Here is a 19,478-nt window from a genome sequence, read left to right on the forward strand (position 1 = left end):
CTCAGTCGGCGAGCAGCCTGTTCGCGCATGAGATGACCGCGCGCAGTGCGGATTCGGTCGGGTCCTCCGACCACCCCATCGCCCATCGATGGGTGCGGCCCCGGCTACCCCGGATGAACGTCGCGGTGTGGTCACCGGCCCGCAGCTGGTGGAAGGCGGTCATCTCGACGGCGACGCCGCGGTCGTAGAGCATCGCCGTCAGCGCGGCCACGGGTCCGCACGCCGAGGCGCGCGAGGTGTCGATGCGATCGCCCAGCGCCAGCGTGGCCTGGTAATCGCGCGCCTGCGGCCCGCGCCGGCCCTCACCGTCCACACATGCCCACTGCCCCAGGCGGAGGGGTCCGGTGCTGGGGGCGTACTCGTCGACGAATTCCTCGAAGGACTTGGACTCCGCGGACTCGCGCAGTGCGCGGGGCAGCCGACCGTCGACGAACGCCGCGAAACACAGCGGGGCAGCGGTATCGCTGGATGTGGCGAGAGATGTCATGTGCCGGCCTTCAGATTTGAAGAGAGCGACCGACGGTGTAGCACGACCCCACAGCGAGGGGTCGGTCAGGATCAGACCCCGCTGCGGGTTGCTACTACGAGTCGCCTCGGCACGACAGCGATGCTAGACCCCCGGGATCGCACTCTGCAACCGGATTCGGCGGTTCGAGCGGGTCGCGGGGGCAGGTCTGCACCCCGGATGCTTTGCGGGAACCACCTCTATTTTGCCTGCTCTACGCCTGTCGTTAGTTCAGCAAAGTCTTACGTCGACGTAATGTGCACACCCTCGTTGCAATCCCCCCTCGGCATACTCGCTTTGCGCCCTCGGACTCCCCTGCGTGCGAACACCTTTGGATACCTCGAGGCCACACTCGCAGTCCGCCGACTCCACAGCGGGACCTCCAGACAGGCCCGGAGGTGCGCAAAACGAAATATTCGGCAAACCAGGTTTACGTCTTCCGTAGACGGCTATTGATTGCCGCGGAAGCAACCGCTTCGCATCACGGGAGGAAAACATGCGTAAATCACTGGTTATCGGCACCACGACCCTGGCACTGCTGTTCGGCGGCACCGGGATCGCGTCCGCCACGGAGACAGCGATCCCCGCATCGACCACCACGACGGTCGCGCAGCAGGAAGCCGAGCAGGAAGACGGCGACAACACCGGTCTGTGGGGTCTTGCCGGACTCCTCGGTCTGCTGGGGCTCGCCGGTCTGAAGCGTCGCAAGGACACCGATGTCCGGGTGGCTCCCCACACCGGCACGGGTAACCCTCGCGTCTAGATCGACACTCGCGTGAACCCCGCCGGCGCATCGCCGGCGGGGTTCGCTCGGTCTGCCCGCTGCGACTGTGCGCCCCGTTACGGGCAGAATGTGCGCGGTGTCCTGGTCGCATGCGGTGCTGCTGTTCGCGGCCGGAATCCTGGGTGGGCTGACCGGAAGCATCGCGGGGTTGGCCTCGGTGGCGACCTATCCGGCCCTGCTGCTGGCGGGCCTGCCCCCGGTCACCGCCAACGTCACCAACACGGTGGCGCTGGTGTTCACCGGGGTCGGCTCGGTCTGGGGATCGCGGCCCGAGCTCGCCGGCCAGGGCACGATGCTCAGACGCATGCTGCCCTTCGCCGCAGTCGGCGGGGTGGCCGGCGCGGCCCTCCTGCTGTCGACCCCGGCGGATGGGTTCGAGAAGATCGTGCCGGTGCTGTTGGCATTCGCCTCGCTGGCGATCCTGCTGCCTGTACGGCCCCCGCGCGACGTCGGCACACCCACGCGGCGACGGCACGTGACGGCGCTGACCGTCCAGGGCCTCGCCGTCTTCGGAATTTGCATCTACGGCGGCTATTTCGGTGCGGCAGCGGGTGTTCTGCTGCTCGCGCTGTTCCTGCGCCTCGGTGGTGAGACGCTGGCACACGCCAACGCGGCCAAGAACGTCGTCCTCGGCATCGCTAACGGTGTTGCCGCCGTGATCTTTTCGATCGCCGCGCCGGTGCAGTGGGGCGCCGTCGTGGCGCTGGGTCTCGGCTGTCTACTGGGTGGGCGGCTGGGCCCGATGGTCGTGCGGCACACCCCGGACAGACCCATGCGGGTCCTCATCGGCATCGCAGGCGTCGTCCTCGCGATCAAACTCGGACTCGACGCCTACCGCTGATCACAGGAACGGGTTGTCTCCGTGGGAGACTCGCGTGCCGAGCGCGATGAGGTTCTCCGCCGAGGCATGCAACCGCTCCCCCGCTTCCGCGCTCGCCTGGCCCGCCAGGTAGCGCGACCACGTCCCCTCGATGACGATCGCCAGTTTGAAGCACGCCATGGCGATGTACCAGTCCAGCCGCGTGGTGGGCCGCCCGTCGGCGCCCAGGTAGGCCTCGATCAACTCGGAACGCGTGGCCAGCCCGCCGTGCGCAGCCAGCGCCGACCCGGCGTCGATCGGATTGGGCCCGTCCGGCCAGCAGACCAGCATCCACCCGAGGTCGAGCAAAGGGTCGCCGACCGTGCACATCTCCCAGTCGATGAACGCCGCCAGCTCGGGAACGTGCCTGTGCAGCAACACATTGTTGAGGTGGCAGTCGCCGTGCATGATTCCCGGCTCGCCGTCCTCGGGACGCCGCGACTCCAGCCAGTCGGCGAGAACGTGCACCGACGGGAACGACTCGGGTGCGTACTTATCGTGCCGGTAACTCTCGAGGAGCCGCATGAACTGCGGAACCTGGCGCGCGAGAAAGGATCCCGGACGTTTGATGGCCGCGAGCGGGCTGCCCTCCCACGGCACCCGGCCGAGGCGGGCCAGGCTCGCCGCATACGACAGCCCGACCCGGTGGCGCATGCGCGCGTCGTGGATGTAGGCGTCGTCGATCTCGGTGCCGGGGTTGAACCCGTCGACCGCCTGCATCAGGTAGAACACCACCCCCAGCACATCGAGGTCCTCGCATCCGGCGATCAGCGCCGGGTGCGGAACGTCGGTGCCGGACAGTGTCTGCAGGACCGCGATCTCACGGCGCATGGTGTTGTCGCTGGTCGGCCTCGGATGGGGCGGAGGGCGGCGCAGCACCATCGGCTCGCCGTCGACGCGCAGGCGCACCACGATGTTCTGCGAGCCGCCCGTCAACGGTTCGACGTCGGTGACCGCGGACCCGATCCCGATCCGGCGGATCCACTCCTGCAGGGCGTCCTGAGCGGTGTCGCTCAGCGTCACATCGACGGGCATGGCGACATCGTGTCAAATTCTGCGACGCGACGTTCGCAAATCGCCGGCGGACGATGCCGGCGTGGATGCACCCGGCGGCCGAGGGCATCCACGTCGCATCGGCTCTACTTCGGGGCGAACCTCTGCCCGGCGTCGAGTCGCAGGCACTGCCCGTTGAGCATCGGGTTCTCGACGATCGCCACGGCGAGCTTGGCGTACTCCTCCGGCTTGCCCAGCCGCTTGGGGAATGCCGCGTCCTTGGTCAGCACGGTGGCGAACTCGTCCGGAATGCCCTCGGTCAGACCGGTGGCGAACAGGCTGGGCGCAATGGCCAGCGCGCGGATCCCGAGGCTGCCGAGGTCGCGTGCCATCGTCAGGCACATGCCGGCGATCGCGGCCTTCGACGCGGTGTAGGCGAGCTGCCCGATCTGCCCCTCGAACGCTGCGATCGAGGCGGTGTTGATGATGACGCCGCGCTCTTCGGCCTCGTCGTCCACCGGATCGTTCTTCGACATCTGCCATGCCGCGATCCGGCTGATGTTGAACGTGCCGATCAGGTTCAGGTCGATGCTCTTGCGGAACGATTCCAGGCTGTGGGGACCGTCCTTCTTCACGGTCCGCTCGGCGATCCCGCCCCCGGCGGTCGTGACGGCGATGTGCAGCCCGCCGAGGGCCTCGATGGCCTGATTGAGCACCGACTCGGTTCCTTCGAAGTCGGTGATGTCGACCTCGTGGAAGGTGCCGCCGATCTGATCGGCGACTTCCTTGCCCTTGGACTGCGGGCGGTCCAGCACCGCCACGCTCGCGCCGCGCTTGGCCAATGCCTCCGCGGTCGCGCGCCCGAAGCCCGACGCACCACCGACGATGACGGCCTTCTTGCCCTCGATCTCCATCTGCCTGCCTTTCGCGAACGTTCCAAGTAGTGGTCAATCTGTAAAGCCCACCTGCAACCTAGCCGATGACACCGTTCGGTAAGGATTTCGGGTTCGCCGCGACGGTAATTTGGCGGGTATGACCACAACGGGCGCCAAAGCGCTGCGCGGTATCGCTGCGGCCGCGGTCGCCGTCGGCGTCGCCCAGCTGACCGCGGTCGCCTTCGGCCCCGAAGCCGACGTGCGTACCGCCGTCGGCTCCTCGGTCATCCAGTTGACGCCGGGTCCCGTCAAGGAATGGGCGATCGACACGTTCGGCACCGCCGACAAGCTGTTCCTGACCGTGATGGTGTTGCTCGCGATCGTCGCCATCGCCGCGGTCGCGGGGCTGCTGGAAACCCGGCGCCGGCCGATCGGCAGCATCGCGATCGTGGCCGCGGGCGGTGTCGGCTGTGCGGCAGTGCTTTCCCGGGCCGGGGCCACCCTCGTCGATGTCGTGCCCACCCTGATCGGCGCCGCGTGCGGGGTCGCCGTGCTGCGCTTCCTGGTATCGGAGCGTTTCTCCGAAACCGGCGACGCGCAGGAGACCGATCGGGGTAGACGCCTGTCGCTGGTGACCCTCGGTGTGCTCGCTGCCGGTGCCGCCAGCGGGGTCGCCGGAGTGGTGATCAGCAGGCTGACCACATCGGTGTCCGGGGATCGCAGTGCCTTCGCCCTGCCCCGCATCGACAAGCCGGCAGCCCCGATACCGGCTGCGGTACAGCCCAAAGGCGTTGAGCTGGCGCCATTTGTCACCGACAACGCGAATTTCTACCGCATCGACACCGCATTGAGCGTCCCGCAGCTCAGCCGAACCGACTGGCAGCTGCGGATCCACGGCATGGTGGACCGCGAGATCACCTACCGCTGGGAGGATCTCGAGCGGTTCGAGGTGGTGGAGAGCGTCGTCACATTGACCTGCGTCTCCAATCCGGTGGGCGGAGAACTGATCTCGACCGGCGTGTGGACCGGCTACCGGGTCAGGGATCTGCTCGCCGATGCCGGCGTGAAGTCCGATGCCGACATGGTGTTGTCGATGTCGGTCGACGGGTGGACGGCAGGCACACCGGTCGAGGCGCTCACCGCCGAGGACGCCCTGCTGGCCGTCGGCCTCAACGGAGAGCCACTGCCCATCGAGCACGGATATCCGGCGCGTCTGGTGGTACCGGGCCTGTACGGCTACGTCTCGGCCACCAAGTGGGTGACGGACCTCGAACTGACGCGGTTCGATCGCGCCGAGGCGTACTGGACGCGCCTGGGATGGTCGGCACGCGGGCCCATCAAGACCGAGTCGCGTATCGACGTGCCGCGCAGCGGTCAGGACGTCGCGGTCGGCCCCGTCACCTTCGGCGGCGTCGCCTGGGCGCAGCCTCGCGGGGTGCGCGCCGTCGAGGTCCAGATCGACGACGGCCCATGGGAACAGGCGACACTGGGTGAGAGCTACTCCGACGACACCTGGCGTCTGTGGAGTTACCCGTGGGAGGCACGCGAGACCGGCTTCCACAAGATCACCGTGCGCGCCACCGACAACGACGGTTACACGCAGACCCCGGACCGCGTGGACCCCGTTCCCGACGGTGCCACGGGTTGGCACTCGATCACCTTCGCGGTCCGCTGAGGTCGTCGCCGGCCGGCGGTGAGAGCATCGTGTCGTGCTGCTGAACGATGTCGCCCGGGCTTCCGCCGAGGTCGCCGCGACCTCGGCCAGGCTGGCCAAGATCGCCCGCATCGCCGACCTGCTCGGCGCGGCCGACGACAGCGGCGTCGTCGCCGTCGTGGTCTCCTGGCTGTCCGGTGAGCTGACGCAGCGCCAGATCGGTGTGGGGTGGGCGTCACTGCGCTCGATCCCCGATCCGGCAACGGATCCCACCCTGCAGGTCGCCGACGTCGAGGCCAGGTTCACCGAGATCGGCGCGACGTCGGGCAAAGGGTCCCAGGCCCGGCGCGCCGAACTGCTCGGCGCCCTGTTCGCCGCGGCGACGGACGTCGAGCAGACTTTCCTGCGCCGCCTGCTGACCGGTGAGCTGCGTCAGGGCGCGCTGGTCGGGGTGATGGCCGATGCCGTCGCCAAGGCGGCCGGCCTCCCCGCCGCCGCGGTGCGCCGGGCAGCGATGCTGGGTGGCGCTCTGCCAACCGTGGCCGAGGCGGCCCTGACGGGCGGAGAGGCCGCGCTGGCCCAATTCAGCCTTCGGGCAGGCACTCCCGTAGGTCCGATGCTCGCGCAGACCGCCACCGGTGTCGCCGACGCACTGGACCGTCTCGGCGGAACAGCCATGTTCGAAGCCAAGCTCGACGGCGCGCGTGTGCAGATCCATCGCCGCGGCGACACGGTGTCGGTGTTCACCCGCAGCCTCGACGACGTCACCGCGCGACTGCCCGAGGTGGTCGACGCCACGCTCGCCCTGCCCGCCACCGACCTGATCGCCGACGCCGAGGCGATCGCCCTGCGGCCCGACGGACGCCCCCACCGGTTCCAGGTCACCGCGTCACGGTTCGGCGGCCGCGGCGGTTCCTCCGACGCCGGGGGCCAGGCGCTGTCGGTGTTCTTCTTCGACCTGCTCCACGTCGACGGAACGGACCTTCTCGACCTTCCGGCCCATGAGCGCATCGCCCGGCTGGACGCGCTCGCCCCGCAGGGCCAACGCGTCGACCGCCTGGTCACCTCCGACGCCGCGGCCGCCGAACGGTTCCTGGACGCGACGCTGGCCGCGGGCCACGAGGGCGTGATGGCCAAGTCCACCACGGCGCCGTACGAGGCCGGCCGCCGCGGCGCCGGCTGGCTGAAGGTCAAACCCGTGCACACCCTGGACCTCGTGGTGCTGGCGGTGGAGTGGGGCTCGGGCCGGCGCACGGGCAAGCTGTCCAACATCCACCTCGGTGCCCGCGATCCCGAGACCGGCGGGCTGGTGATGCTGGGCAAGACGTTCAAGGGCATGACCGACGAGATGCTGGCCTGGCAGACGGAGCGTTTCCTGGAGCTCGCCGACGGGCCCACGGACGGTTCGGGGCGGATCGGTGGTGTGGTGAAGGTCCGCCCCGAGCAGGTCGTCGAGATCGCCTTCGACGGTCTGCAGACCTCTACGCGCTATCCGGGTGGGATGGCGCTGCGCTTCGCCCGGGTGCTGCGCTACCGCGACGACAAGACCGCCGCCGAGGCCGACACCATCGACACGGTGCGCGCACTGTACTCACGGGCCGACTGACAACGATCCGGGGGTTTCCCCCCACGCCCCGTTTGTGCGGTGCCAGTATCGAGGCACACACGAAAAGCACAGCCAATTCGAATGAGGAGAGGCCGGGCAGGATGGCAACACCGACCGCCGCATCGTCGGAACGCATCGAGGAAACCGTCGGCGACATCACCTACATCCGCACCGACAAGGACCAGCCGCCGGTGGCGGTCATCGACCGGTCGCCGATCACCACCAAGCAGAAGATCGTGTTCGCGGTCATCGCAGTGCTGGGCGCCCTGGCCTGGGCGATGATCGCGTTCTTCCGCGGCGAGACGGTCAACGCCGTCTGGTTCGTGATCGCCGCATTCTGCACCTATGTGCTCGGGTTCCGGTTCTACGCCCGTCTCATCGAGATGAAGATCGTCAAGCCGCGTGACGAGGTCGCCACTCCGGCAGAGGTTTTCGAGAACGGCACCGACTACATGCCCACCGATCGGCGGGTGCTCTACGGGCACCACTTCGCCGCGATCGCGGGTGCCGGTCCCCTCGTCGGTCCGGTGCTGGCCACGCAGATGGGCTATCTGCCGGGCGCGATCTGGATCATCATCGGCGCAGTGGTCGCCGGGTGCGTCCAGGACTACCTGGTGCTGTCGATCTCCGTGCGGCGCCGCGGCCGTTCGCTGGGGCAGATGGCACGCGACGAGCTCGGCGTCGTCGGCGGCGCCGCGGCCATCATCGGCGTGCTGGTCATCATGGTGATCCTGCTGGCCGTCCTCGCTCTGGTCGTCGTCAACGCGCTCTCGGAGAGCCCGTGGGGCGTGTTCTCGATCGCGATGACGATCCCGATCGCGATTTTCATGGGTTTGTACCTGCGGTTCCTTCGGCCCGGGCGGGTGTCCGAGGTGTCGCTGATCGGTGTGGCCCTGCTCCTGCTGGCGGTCGTCGCCGGCGGCTGGGTGGCCGAAACCACTTGGGGCGAAGAGTGGTTCACCCTGTCGAAGGTGGCGCTGTCCTGGTGCATCATCATCTACGGCCTCGCCGCGTCGGTGCTGCCGGTCTGGTTGCTGCTCGCCCCGCGCGACTACCTGTCGACGTTCATGAAGGTCGGCACGATCGCGTTGCTGGCCGTCGGCATCCTGCTCGCCCGCCCCGTCATGGAGGCGCCGGCGATCTCGGCCTTCGCCGCCAGCGGCACCGGACCGGTGTTCGCGGGTTCGCTGTTCCCGTTCCTGTTCATCACCATCGCCTGTGGCGCCCTGTCCGGGTTCCACTCGCTGATCTCGTCGGGCACCACGCCGAAGCTGCTGGAAAAAGAGAGCCAGATGCGGCTGATCGGCTACGGCGGCATGCTGACCGAGTCGTTCGTCGCGATCATGGCGCTGATCACCGCGGCGATCCTCAACCAGCACCTGTACTTCGCGATGAACGCCCCCGCCGCCTCGACCGGCACGACCGCGCAGAGTGCCGCCGACTATGTCAACGGGCTCGGGCTGTCCGGCGCTCCGATCAGCGCCCAGGAGATCGACGAGGCCGCCAGGAGCGTCGGGGAGAGTTCCATCGTGTCGCGCACCGGCGGCGCGCCGACGCTCGCGTTCGGCATGTCCGAGGTGCTGCACAAGGTGTTCGGCGGGGAAGCACTCAAGGCGTTCTGGTACCACTTCGCGATCATGTTCGAGGCGCTGTTCATCCTGACCACCGTCGACGCCGGAACCCGCGTCGCGCGGTTCATGCTCTCCGACGGCCTCGGCAATCTCGGCGGTCCGCTCAAGAAGTTGCGCAACCCGAGTTGGCGTGTCGGAGCCTGGATCTGCAGCGTGATCGTGGTCGCGGCGTGGGGCTCCATCCTGCTGATGGGGGTGACCGATCCGCTGGGCGGCATCAACACGCTGTTCCCGCTGTTCGGTATCGCCAACCAGTTGTTGGCCGCCATTGCGCTGACGGTCGTCACGGTCGTGGTCATCAAGCGGGGGCTGCTGAAATGGGCCTGGATACCCGGCATTCCGCTCGCCTGGGATCTGGTCGTCACCATGACGGCGTCCTGGCAGAAGATCTTCTCCGGCGATCCCAAGGTGGGCTACTGGACGCAGCACTTCCAGTACCGCAACGCCAAGGACGCCGGTCAGACCAGTTTCGGCGCGGCCAAGGACATCGGACAGCTCGACGCCGTCATCCGCAACACCTTCATCCAGGGCACCCTGTCGATCATCTTCGCGGTGCTCGTGGTGATCGTGTTCGTCGCCGGCGTGATCGTCGCGCTGAAAGCCATTCGAGGAACGGGAAGTCCGCTCACCGAGGACGACCCGGTCCCCTCCCGCATGTTCGCGCCGTCGGGGATGTTCATGACCGCAGCCGAGAAGGAGGTCCAGAAACAATGGGACGCACGACCGACCGCGCACGCCGGATCCTCGGCCAGATCGGGTGGTACTGGAAGTCACTGATGGGCGACAACCATTACGAGCGCTACCTGGAGCACCACGCCCGCACCCACGCCGGGCGTGAAGCGATGTCCGAACGTGACTACTGGCGTCATCGTCACGCTGCGGCGGACGCGAATCCGGGCGCACGCTGCTGCTGATCGACCACGCTAAACTGTCGGCCATACGGTAAGTGCCTACAGACGGGACGGCCATGAACAAAGACGACATGATCCTGATCAGCGTCGACGACCACGTGGTCGAGCCGCCGGACATGTTCAAGAACCACCTGCCGAAGAAGTACCTCGACGAGGCACCGCGGTTGGTCCACAACGCCGACGGCAGCGACACGTGGCAGTTCCGCGACGTGGTCATCCCCAACGTCGCCCTCAACGCGGTCGCGGGCCGCCCCAAGGAGGAGTACGGCCTCGAACCGCAGGGCCTCGACGAGATCCGGCCCGGGTGCTGGAAAGTCGACGAGCGGGTCAAGGACATGAACGCCGGCGGCATCCTCGGCTCGGTCTGCTTCCCGTCCTTCCCCGGTTTCGCCGGTCGGCTGTTCGCGACCGAGGATCCGGAGTTCTCACTGGCGCTGCTGCAGGCCTACAACGACTGGCACGTCGAGGAGTGGTGCGGCGCCTATCCGGCACGCTTCATCCCGATGACCCTGCCGGTGATCTGGGATGCGGAGGCCTGCGCCAAGGAGGTGCGCCGCAACGCCGCGCGCGGTGTCCACGCGCTGACGTTCTCGGAGAACCCCGCGGCCATGGGCTATCCGAGCTTCCACGACGACTACTGGACGCCGCTGTGGGAGGCACTGGTCGACACCGACACGGTGATGAACGTCCACATCGGCTCCTCGGGCAAGCTCGCGATCACCGCCCCCGACGCGCCGATGGACGTCATGATCACGCTGCAGCCGATGAACATCGTGCAGGCGGCGGCGGACCTGCTGTGGTCCAAGCCGGTCAAGAAATACCCCGACCTGAAGATCGCGTTGTCCGAGGGCGGCACCGGCTGGATTCCGTACTTCCTGGAACGCGCCGACCGCACCTACGAGATGCACTCGACCTGGACGGGCCAGGACTTCGGCGACCAGAAACCGTCCGAGGTGTTCCGCGACCATTTCCTGACCTGCTTCATCTCCGATCCGGTCGGGGTCGCCCTGCGCAACGAGATCGGCATCGACAACATCTGCTGGGAAGCCGACTACCCCCACAGCGACTCGATGTGGCCCGAAGCGCCCGAACAGCTCGACGAGGTCCTCAAGGCCCACAGCGTGCCCGACGACGAGATCAACAAGATGACCTTCGAGAACGCGATGCGCTGGTACCACTGGGATCCGTTCACCCACATCCCGAAGGAGCAGGCCACCGTCGGGGCGCTGCGCAAGGCCGCCGAGGGCCACGACGTCTCGATCCAGGCGTTGTCCCACCACAAGGAGGGCGAACGCGGCGGCGGGACAGGGCATTTCGATGCGCTGAACGCAGCAGCCCGCGGCAACTCCTGAGTCACGGCCCGCCGAGACTGCATTCCGGCAGGCGTCCACTCGGACTTTTCCTGCGGAAATGCAGTGTCGGGGCGTCAGCCTTTCAGGGCATACCGGATCGGGAGGTGCTTGAGCCCGCCGACGAAGATCGTGGCGGTGTGCTCCGGGCTGCCGGCAAGCTCGATCGATGTCAGGCGCGGCAGCAGCTCGGCGTAGAAGCTGGCGATCTCCATGCGGGCCAGCGCCGCCCCCAGGCAGAAGTGCACGCCGTAGCCGAACGCCACGTGCCTGTTGGGGTCGCGGGCAACATCGAAGCAGAACGGATCGGCGAAGACGTCCTCGTCGCGGTTTCCCGACGGGTAGGACAGCAGCACCGACTCCCCCGCGGCGATCGGCACTCCGCGAACCACGGTGTCCTGCTGCGCGGTTCGCATGAACTCCTTCACCGGCGTGACCCAGCGGATCATCTCCTCGACCGCCAGCGGCAGCAGCTCGGGATGCTGCTGGAGCCGCGCCAGCTGGTCCGGGTTCTCGATCAGCGCCTGCAGCCCTCCTGAGATGGTCGCGCTGGTCGTGTCGTGTCCGGCCGTCGCGACGATCAGGTAGTAGGAGACGGTGTCGATGTCCGAGAGCGGTTCGCCGTCGATGCGCGCGTTCGCAATCGCCGAGGCCAGATCCTCCGTCGGCTGCGCCCGCCGCGACGCGGTGATCTCGTTGAAGTAGGTGAACATGTCCAGCAGCGCGAGCCCCCGCTCCTCCATGGTGGCCCCGCGCTGCAGTTCGGCGTCATCGCTGCCGAACAACTCCTGGGTGTAGGTCAGCATCCGCGGGAAATCGGCCTCGGGGATCCCGAGCAGCGACATGATCACGTACAGCGGGAAGTTCACGGCGACCTCCTGCACGAAGTCGCACTGCCCGCCGCGGTCGGCCATCTGGTCGACGAACGACTTCGCCAGCTCGTCGACTCGGATCTTCAACGCGCGCATCGCTTTCGGTCTGAACCAGTCGGCCCCGACCGCCCTGACCTTGCGATGCCGCGGATCGTCCATGTGGATCAGCGTGCTGACCCCCATCGCGGCGTGCTGCGCGTCGCCCTCGGCGGTGGTGAGCACCGGCCGCGGCGAATTCGTGAAGACGGTGTGGTCGCGTTCGACGGCCATGATGTCGGCGTGTCTGGTGATCGCCCAGAACGGGTTGTAGCCCTCGGCCTCCACCCACGACACGGGCGCATGCGCCCGCAGGTGCGTCATCGCCGCGTGCAGCCGCCCCTCGTCGGCGTAGGCGGTCGGGTCTGCGAAGACCTTCGCGGCCTCATCGGCCACTCGCACGGTCATGGTGTCTCCTTCATTGCGCCGCAACGCATCTCCGATACCAGCTCGATGACGGTGTCTTCGTCGATCGACGACGGGAAGCCCACCAGGACACGGTCGATCAGACCGTCACAGCGGGCGCGGACCTTGTGCACCACGTCGTCGAGCGGTGCGACGACGGCAAACTCGCCGAGGATGGTGTCGTCGATCAGCGAGCCCATGGTGTCCCAGTCGCCGTCGCGGGACAGCCGGTGCAGTTCGGTCTGCAGCTCCCCCCAGCCGTGCAGTTCCAGCACCCCGCGGTAGGCGGGGGTGGACGCATAGAACGCGATCTGCTTGCGGGTGGCCACCGACGCCGCGCTCAGTTCCTGTTCGTCGCGGCCCGTCACCACGAACAGCGGACTCGCCACTTCGACGTCCTGCCGTCGCCTGCCCGACCTCTCGATGCCGCGCAACAGGGTCGGGAGCGTCACCTCCCGGAAGTACCGCTGGGTCGAGAAGGCGTGCGCGAGCAGGCCGTCGGCGACTTCCCCGCACATCTCGGTCATGCGGTCACCGACGGCCGCGACGAACACTCTGGGCTCGCCGAAGGAATGCGGGGGCGGCACGAACATGGGCGTCATCAGAGTGTGCGTGTAGAAGTCGCCCTCGAAGTCGAGCCGGGTACCGTCGCGCCAGCACGCCCAGATCTCGTGCAGGGCCTGGACGAATTCCCGCATCCGTGCGACCGGCCGGCCCCACGGCATGCTGAACCGCCTCTCGATGTGGGGTTTGATCTGCGAACCCAATCCCAGGAGGAGTCGCCCCTGCGAGAAGTCCTGCAGGTCCCAACCGATCTGCGCCACGGTCATCGGGTTCCGCGCGAAGGCGACGGCGATGCTGGTGCCCAGCTCGATGCGGCTGGTGTGCTCGGCCGCCAAGGTCAGCGGCAGGAAGGGGTCGTGGTTGATCTCCGCCGTCCAGCAACCGTCGTAGCCTCGGTCTTCCAGCGTTCTGGCGCCGGTGGGAACGTGGGACAGTTGACTGACGACGGCAGCGTCCACCTTGAGGCCGCCTTCAGCACCCATGTTGAATGAAGCTACAGTAAGCAATTCAGTAAGGTCAACGTTGCGAAGCGTTGTGCGTCGCCGACGACGGGAGACTGCGTATGGCCGGGGCCGAGGATTGGGCCGGGACACTCGACGAGTTGGCGCGCCGCCGTGAGGTTTCCCGCAGCATGGGCGGCCAGGAGCGGCTGGCCCGGCACCACGCCAAGGGCAAGTGGGACGCCCGTACCCGCATCGAGCACCTGCTGGACACAGGGACCTTCCGGGAATTCGGCACGCTGGTCGGTGGCGATGTCGCCGCCGACGGGATCGTCGCCGGTTCGGGGCTGGTCGACGGCCGGCCGGTCATGATCGGCGCCGAGGACTTCACCACACTGGCCGGCAGCATCGGCCCAGGAGGCAACGCGAAACGTTACCGGCTGGCCGAACTGGCGCTGCGCGACCGGGTTCCGCTGGTCATGCTGCTGGAAGGAGCCGGGTTCCGCCCCAGCGGCGAGCACTACGGCCGCACTCCGACCGACCTGCTCGCGCAGGCGCAGTGCTCGGGGAAGGTGCCGATGGTCGGCGGACTGTTCGGCCCCTCGGCCGGCCACGGCGCCCTCGTCGCCCCGGTGTGCGACTGGACCATCATGACCGCACAGGGGGCGATCTTCACCGCGGGTCCGCCGGTGGTCAAAGAGTCGACGGGCGAGCACATCTCGAAGGAGGACCTGGGTGGCCCCGCCGTCGCGCTGGCCAGCGGGGTGATCCACAATCTCGGCGCCGACGACGCCGCGGTGCTCGACGACATCCGGCGCTACCTCTCCTATTTCCCGTCGAGCGCGTGGTCGTATCCGTCGTCCGCGCCGGCCGGTGAGGCGACGGGCCGCCGGCCGACCCCCGAGCTGCTGGACATCGTGCCTCGCGGCAACCGTCAGGTCTACGACATGCGGGCTGTGCTCGACGTCGTCTTCGACGACACGGACTGGTTCGAGGTGCAGCCCAGGTTCGGCCGGGCGATGATCACGGCGCTGGCCCACCTCGGCGGTCACCCCGTCGCGGTGGTGGCCAACCAGCCCAACGTGCTCGCCGGCTCCATCGACGCCGACGCCGCCGACAAGGCGGCGCATTTCATCGCCGTCGCCGACGCGTTCCATCTGCCGATCGTCTTCCTGGCCGACAACCCGGGGATGCTGCCGGGAAGCCGCTCCGAGAAGTCGGGCGTGCTACGCAGCGGGGCCCGCATGTTCGCCGCCCAGACCGCCGCGACGACGCTCAAGCTGCATGTGACCCTGCGCAAGGCATACGGCTTCGGCTCGATGGTGATGTCGCTCTTGGGTTTCGACAACCAGAGCGCGACGTTCGCCTATCCGGGTGCGACGATGGGCGCGATGAGCGCCGCGGCACTGAGTCGCGCCTCGCACGCCACCGAGGACGTCGAGGCCAGGCTGCGCCAGGCCGAGGTGGACGCATCGTTCCGCTCGGCGGGACACCTGGGGTTCGACGACCTGATCCATCCGGAGGAGACGCGTGACGTGCTGATCGATGCGCTGGAGCGGGGCCTCCACAGCCGCCAGGCCGCGGCGCAACCGGTCACGCGCACGGTCATCACCCCCTAGCCCCCTCGCGATGTCGGTGTCGTTGGTCAAGGCCTGCGTGACCGACGACACCGAAATCCCTGCTACGTGGCCGCGCGGTACGCGGTGATGATCGGCTCCAGCTCGTCGGGCGTGGCACCGTGCATGATCACCGCATCCGCGCCGTAGTCGAACTCCTTGCGAACGCGGTCGACGCACTGCTGTGCCGATCCGGTCGCCGAGGGTTCCAGCCACTCGTCGGGGATCAGCGTGGCGATGTGTTCGATCTGCTCCGCGGTGGCCTTGTGGTCGATGCCGCCGGGGATGGACTGCACCACGGCATCGTCGCGGAACCGTTGCAGCACAGCATGATCCCAGCCATTGGTGTCGACGAGCAGGTCGCCGTAGCCCTGCAGATAGGTGGCCAGACGTGCCACCGTCTTCTTCAGCCGCAACTCCTCCGGGAGGTGGTCGCCGACCGTGGCGAAGCACGACCACACCCGCACCGACGCCGGGTCGCGGCCCGCCTGCTCAGCGGCGTCCTTCACGGTCTTGACCGCGCGCTGCAGCGTCTCCGGGGTGAAGTAGGTGTGCAGGATGACGTCGTCGAACTCGCGGCCACCCAGTGCCAGGGTCTGGGGTCCGAACGCGACGATGGCCAACCGGATGTCCTCGCGGAATTCGGGATCCAGGAACAGCACCTGGTACTTGCCGATGGGCCCGTCGTGATTGAAGATCAGCTCGCCCTGCCAGAGCTTGCGCATGACCTGGGCGAAATCCTCCATCTGGGCAGTGGTCACCGCGGGCACGCCGAAGGCGTTGTACATCGCGGCGATTCCGCGGCCGAGCCCCAGGGTGAAACGTCCTCCGGACAGCCGGTGCATCGTGGTCGCCCACGACCCGGTGATCAAGGGATGACGGGTGTTGTGGTTCGTCGCCGCTGTCGCGATCCGCATCCGGGTCGTCACCGCAAGCGCCGCGCCGGTCAGCGACGACGCTTCCTTGACGTTCCACCGCTCGGAGATGAAGCCCGTGCCGAACCCCAGCTCTTCGCCGCGGCGGGCCTCGTCCATCAGTGTGGCCGGTCCTTCGCCGCCGGCACCGGCCAGCAGGTAGTAGCCGAGCTCGTCCAATGTGCGTGTCACATCCAAATCCCTTGCTTGTAGCCGCAGTTCCAGACTTCGGTGATCCTGCCATCGACCACGCGAAAGATCTCCATGCTCGCAATCGTCGTCTCGGTGCCGTCCTTGAGCCTCATCGGTGACTGGTACACGACCGTCACATGCTCCCCGTCGTCACCGGCGATCACCAGCGTCAGGTCGAAACGGATGGTCTCGAACATGTCCCAGTGGTCGACCACGCGGGCGACGGCCTGCTCATGGGTGAGCGTCGTCGACTCCCCCACGTCGTGGCGGATGACGCTCTCGCCGAGAAGCTCGTCGGCGAGCGCGAAGTCGCGTCGGTTCCAGACGACGAGGTTGTACTGTTCCACCACGTCGCGGGCGGTTCGCGTCACGAGAGCACCTCCCTGGCATCGATGTCGTCGATCGTGCCGACGGTACGGGAGTTCCAGGCACAGGGCCCGAGACCGCGCCCGGACGGGGTGGGCGTGCGACCGCCTCATCCGCGAGGACGGTTCGGCTCCGGGGCGATCGACGCGAGCAGCCGTTCCGAGGCCCGTTGCACGCCCGGGGCGAACAGATGCCCGACATGGCTGCCGTGATGCCAGTGCAGTTCACCTCCCCAGCGCCGGTGGAGCACCTCGGCGGGTTCGCGACCGGCCATCTGGTCGTGCGTGGCGCCCACGATCAGGCGCCGGGCAGGCGGCGCGGACGGCTCCACGGACTGATAGTCGACCGCCGACGTCATCTGGTCGACGGTGTCGGAACGCAGCAGCGCGATGACGTCGTCGACCGAGGGACCCCACCGGCCCAGATGGGCGGCGATCATGGCGCTCAGGCCGAAGATCGGCGTGTACACCGCGACCGCGTCGACCGGCTCGAGGTGTGAGACGAGCCCGGCCACCGGGCTTCCCATCGAGACCCCGGCGACCGCGATCGCTGTGGACTGCGGCCGCAGCCACTGCACGACCGCCCGGACCTCAAACACGGCCCGCAGCAAGCCCGCGACGTTGCCCAGCGGGTCCATGGTGGGATATTCCGGCCAGGCGCCGCCCCGCACGCCACAGCCCGGTTGGACCGGCAGCGCCACGTTGACGCCCAGCTCCTCCTGGATCCTCCGGGCGCGGGAGAACAGCAGATCGATCGGCTGGCCCTGCCCGGCGCCGTGCACCCACACCAGCCACGGCCTGGGCTCGGCCTCGGTGCGGCACAGATGCACGACGGCGGTGGCCGGGCCGCCGAATCCCTCGGCGGTCAAGGCGTCCGGAAGGTGCGGATCGTGGTCGAAGGTCAGTTGCTCGTAGGTGCGCCGCCCGAATCGGCGCCGTCGCAGCGACGTCACCCGGACGGGGTCGGGCGGGACGTTCGCCCCCGCCACGCCGAGTGCGGCCAGCTCCGCCGCGGCCGCCGCGCACGAGGAGGCGGAGCGTTCCAGCGGCGGGGGCGGCGCCGTCACGGTCATGCCCGTCAGGGCCAGCTCATCGAGGAACACTTCGCCGAACTGCTGGAGTCCGTTCCGCGACAGTGGGTTCCAGTCGCCAGAGCCGGCGACCGCACCGTATGCCCTCGGGACCACGCCGGCGACGTCGCTCCCGATGCGCCAGACCCGTTCAGCGGTCTTCACGTGATCACGAATCCGGTGTAGCCGGCCGCGGCGATCTCGTCGCAGCGCCTGCGGTATTCGGGAATGCCGGCCGTGTAGCCCATGTACATGCGTTTCTTTCCCGGCACGTTGCCGCCGTTGTACCAGGAGTTGCAGGACGGGTGGACCAGCACGGTCTGCGCGACCAGTGCCGTCGCCTGATCGATCCACTGCTGCTGCGCGTCGGGCAGCGCCTCGATCGTCGACTGGCCGCGCTCACGCAGATGTGAGATGCACGCGCCGATCCATTCGACGTTCTGTTCCAGGGCAGCAACGAAATTCGACGCCGCGGAGGGACTCCCCGGCCCTTGGATCGTGAACAGGTTCGGAAAGCCCGCCACCGCCATCCCCAGGTAGCTCAGCGGACCCTCGTCGGTCCAGAAGTCCCGCAGCGACGCCCCGCCACGGCCCCGGATGTCGATGCGGCTCAGGGCCCCGGTCATCGCGTCGAAGCCGGTGGCGTACACGATCGCCTCGAGTTCGTGGACTCCGCGTGCCGTCTCGATCCCGTGCTGCCGCACCGACACGATCGGGTCGGCGCGCAGATCGACCAGCGTCACGTTGTCGCGGTTGAAGGTCTCGTAGTAGCCCTGGTCGATGATCGGCCGCTTGCACGCGAACGGATGGCTCGGCGTCAATGCCCGTGCCGTATCCGGGTCCTCGACGATCCGGGCGATGGCCTCGCCGTAGAGTTCGGCCGCCATCCGGTTGGCGTCGATATCGAAGAACAGGTCGCCCCAGTTGAGGGCGCCCATGATGCCGTCCTCGTCGACCGCGCGGGACCGTTCCTCCCGTGATGCCGACTTCAGCGGTGGCTTGACGAGCATCTCCAACAGGACCGAGAACGCGCTCAGCCGGGCCGCACCGACCGGGTGCTCGCGCTGCGCGGCCCGGATCTCGGGGTAGCGGGCTTTCAGCTCGTCGAGCTCGCCGGCTTCGAACGCCCGTACCTGCCAGGGCAGCGTGTAGGCCGGTGACCGCTGGAACACCGTGAGGTGCGCGGCGTCGCGCGCTACCACCGGGATGAGCTGCACACCGGTGGATCCCGTCCCGATCACGCCGACGCGGCGGCCGGTGAGGTCGCACCCGTCTTCGGGCCACCGGCTGGTGAACAGCGAGGTCCCGCCGAAGGTGTCCATGCCGGGGATCGTCGGCTCCAGCGGCACCGACAGTATCCCGGTGGCCGCCACGACGAACGGCGCGACGAACACCTCGCCGGCATCCGTTGTCACGGTCCATTCCGATGCGTCCTCGTCGAAGGCCATCGCGACGACGTTCGTGTTGAACGAGATGTCGCGGCGCAGGTCCAACCGGTCGGCGACGAAGTTGAGGTACGCCTCGATCTCGGGCTGGGCGGGCATGGTCTCTGTCCACACCCACTCCTGCTGGATGTCGTCGGAGAAGCTGTAGGAGTATTCGATGCTCTCGATGTCGCACCGCGCACCCGGGTAGCGGTTGAACAGCCACGTCCCTCCGACGTTGTGCGCCCTTTCCAGGACCCGGACCGTCAGCCCGCGTTCATGGAGGTGGTGCAGCGCATAGAGCCCGGAGAAGCCCGCACCGACGACGATCGCGTCATAGCGCGTGGGGTCGCGTTCGATCGTCACTGTTCCTCCGGGCTCGCGATACTGTCGCTGTTACAGTATCGACGTCC

The 19,478-nt window shown here is 68.0% G+C and carries 17 protein-coding genes; 8 read left to right on the forward strand and 9 right to left on the reverse strand.

Annotation, left to right across the window (positions count from 1 at the left end):
* Window position 1: 1 nt before the first annotated feature.
* Complete coding sequence (locus FHR72_RS15125; RefSeq protein ID WP_183469400.1) at window positions 2–487, reverse strand: 2-isopropylmalate synthase; 486 nt, start codon at window positions 485–487, stop codon at window positions 2–4.
* A gap of 514 nt (window positions 488–1,001) precedes the next feature.
* Between FHR72_RS15125 and FHR72_RS15130 the strand changes: the two genes are divergently transcribed.
* Window positions 1,002–1,268, forward strand: a complete 267-nt coding sequence (locus tag FHR72_RS15130; RefSeq protein ID WP_183469402.1) for a WGxxGxxG family protein — start codon at window positions 1,002–1,004, stop codon at window positions 1,266–1,268.
* Window positions 1,269–1,356: 88 nt separating this feature from the next.
* Window positions 1,357–2,130 (forward strand): sulfite exporter TauE/SafE family protein, encoded by a 774-nt coding sequence (locus FHR72_RS15135; RefSeq protein ID WP_183469671.1) that lies wholly within the window; start codon window positions 1,357–1,359, stop codon window positions 2,128–2,130.
* On the opposite strand, the gene FHR72_RS15140 is transcribed toward FHR72_RS15135, so the two are convergent.
* Both FHR72_RS15140 and FHR72_RS15145 read right to left on the reverse strand, forming a co-directional pair.
* Window positions 2,131–3,183 (reverse strand): phosphotransferase family protein, encoded by a 1,053-nt coding sequence (locus FHR72_RS15140; protein WP_183469404.1) that lies wholly within the window; start codon window positions 3,181–3,183, stop codon window positions 2,131–2,133.
* Window positions 3,184–3,287: 104 nt separating this feature from the next.
* On the reverse strand, window positions 3,288–4,055 hold the full coding sequence (locus FHR72_RS15145; protein ID WP_183469406.1) for an SDR family NAD(P)-dependent oxidoreductase: 768 nt from the start codon (window positions 4,053–4,055) through the stop codon (window positions 3,288–3,290).
* 118 nt (window positions 4,056–4,173) lie between these two features.
* On the opposite strand from FHR72_RS15145, the gene FHR72_RS15150 reads away from it, so the two are divergent.
* From FHR72_RS15150 to FHR72_RS15170, 5 genes are all read left to right on the forward strand, one after another.
* Window positions 4,174–5,691: a molybdopterin-dependent oxidoreductase gene (locus FHR72_RS15150; RefSeq protein ID WP_183469408.1), complete on the forward strand. Its 1,518-nt coding sequence runs from the start codon at window positions 4,174–4,176 to the stop codon at window positions 5,689–5,691.
* Between the two features lie 34 nt (window positions 5,692–5,725).
* Entirely contained in the window at window positions 5,726–7,276 is a 1,551-nt protein-coding gene (locus FHR72_RS15155; RefSeq protein ID WP_183469410.1) for an ATP-dependent DNA ligase, read from the forward strand.
* Between the two features lie 101 nt (window positions 7,277–7,377).
* A complete protein-coding gene (locus FHR72_RS15160) occupies window positions 7,378–9,684 on the forward strand; it encodes a carbon starvation CstA family protein (protein ID WP_183469412.1) in 2,307 nt (768 codons plus the stop codon).
* Window positions 9,684–9,821, forward strand: coding sequence for a CstA-like transporter-associated (seleno)protein (locus FHR72_RS15165; RefSeq protein WP_396888454.1), 138 nt, complete (start codon window positions 9,684–9,686; stop codon window positions 9,819–9,821). Before FHR72_RS15160 ends, FHR72_RS15165 begins: the two co-directional genes overlap by 1 nt.
* 53 nt (window positions 9,822–9,874) lie before the next feature.
* Window positions 9,875–11,170 (forward strand): amidohydrolase family protein, encoded by a 1,296-nt coding sequence (locus FHR72_RS15170; RefSeq protein WP_183469416.1) that lies wholly within the window; start codon window positions 9,875–9,877, stop codon window positions 11,168–11,170.
* 74 nt (window positions 11,171–11,244) lie between these two features.
* On the opposite strand, the gene FHR72_RS15175 is transcribed toward FHR72_RS15170, so the two are convergent.
* The gene (locus tag FHR72_RS15175) at window positions 11,245–12,483 is read right to left on the reverse strand and encodes a cytochrome P450 (protein WP_183469418.1); all 1,239 of its coding nucleotides are present in this window, start codon (window positions 12,481–12,483) and stop codon (window positions 11,245–11,247) included.
* The gene (locus FHR72_RS15180; protein ID WP_183469420.1) at window positions 12,480–13,526 is read right to left on the reverse strand and encodes an LLM class F420-dependent oxidoreductase; all 1,047 of its coding nucleotides are present in this window, start codon (window positions 13,524–13,526) and stop codon (window positions 12,480–12,482) included. The genes FHR72_RS15175 and FHR72_RS15180 overlap by 4 nt, the downstream gene beginning before the upstream one ends.
* 80 nt (window positions 13,527–13,606) lie before the next feature.
* Here FHR72_RS15180 and FHR72_RS15185 point away from each other — a divergent pair, with 80 nt between their 5' ends.
* A complete protein-coding gene (locus tag FHR72_RS15185) occupies window positions 13,607–15,103 on the forward strand; it encodes an acyl-CoA carboxylase subunit beta (RefSeq protein ID WP_183469422.1) in 1,497 nt (498 codons plus the stop codon).
* Between the two features lie 62 nt (window positions 15,104–15,165).
* Here the strand turns inward: FHR72_RS15185 and FHR72_RS15190 are convergent, their stop codons facing one another.
* From FHR72_RS15190 to FHR72_RS15205, 4 genes are all read right to left on the reverse strand, one after another.
* Complete coding sequence (locus tag FHR72_RS15190; RefSeq protein ID WP_183469673.1) at window positions 15,166–16,239, reverse strand: TIGR03857 family LLM class F420-dependent oxidoreductase; 1,074 nt, start codon at window positions 16,237–16,239, stop codon at window positions 15,166–15,168.
* Window positions 16,203–16,577 (reverse strand): nuclear transport factor 2 family protein, encoded by a 375-nt coding sequence (locus tag FHR72_RS15195; RefSeq protein ID WP_183469424.1) that lies wholly within the window; start codon window positions 16,575–16,577, stop codon window positions 16,203–16,205. The genes FHR72_RS15190 and FHR72_RS15195 overlap by 37 nt, the downstream gene beginning before the upstream one ends.
* A 104-nt stretch (window positions 16,578–16,681) precedes the next feature.
* The gene (locus FHR72_RS15200; protein WP_183469426.1) at window positions 16,682–17,806 is read right to left on the reverse strand and encodes an alpha/beta fold hydrolase; all 1,125 of its coding nucleotides are present in this window, start codon (window positions 17,804–17,806) and stop codon (window positions 16,682–16,684) included.
* A complete protein-coding gene (locus FHR72_RS15205; RefSeq protein ID WP_183469428.1) occupies window positions 17,803–19,431 on the reverse strand; it encodes a flavin-containing monooxygenase in 1,629 nt (542 codons plus the stop codon). The genes FHR72_RS15200 and FHR72_RS15205 overlap by 4 nt, the downstream gene beginning before the upstream one ends.
* Window positions 19,432–19,478 lie beyond the last annotated feature (47 nt).

Origin of the sequence: Mycolicibacterium iranicum (assembly GCF_014190915.1) — a bacterium.
In the GTDB taxonomy this organism is placed as follows: Bacteria; Actinomycetota; Actinomycetes; order Mycobacteriales; family Mycobacteriaceae; genus Mycobacterium; species Mycobacterium iranicum_B.